Source organism: Pseudomonas sp. 2822-17, from assembly GCF_002742485.1.
Classification (GTDB): Bacteria; Pseudomonadota; Gammaproteobacteria; order Pseudomonadales; family Pseudomonadaceae; genus Aquipseudomonas; species Aquipseudomonas cyclaminis.
On the sequence record NZ_LJRZ01000276.1, the window covers coordinates 1 to 255 of the forward strand.

Below are 255 nucleotides of genomic sequence, written 5' to 3' on the forward strand. Positions count from 1 at the left end.
TAATAATACCGTGTTCACCTAGCATCTCCATCGCTAAGTGCGTTTCTCGATATGTTGTCCCACCCATTACTGGTGTCCCTACGCCAGGCGCATCAAGAGGATCTAATGCATCGAGATCAAGACTCAAGTGGATCCCGTCCGTTCCCTTCGTTACGTGCGCTATCGCTTCCTCCATTACATTCGTCATGCCTAAACGATCAATTTCATGCATTGTGAAAACTTTAATGCCCTTATCTCTAATCAACTTCTTTTCTC

Annotated in this window: 1 protein-coding gene; it reads right to left on the bottom strand. The window is 45.1% G+C overall.

Going from position 1 to position 255, the window contains the following annotated elements; all coding sequences use genetic code 11:
* On the bottom strand, positions 1-255 hold a 255-nt coding region (locus AOA60_RS03920; protein ID WP_178075316.1), incomplete at both ends, for an arginase family protein.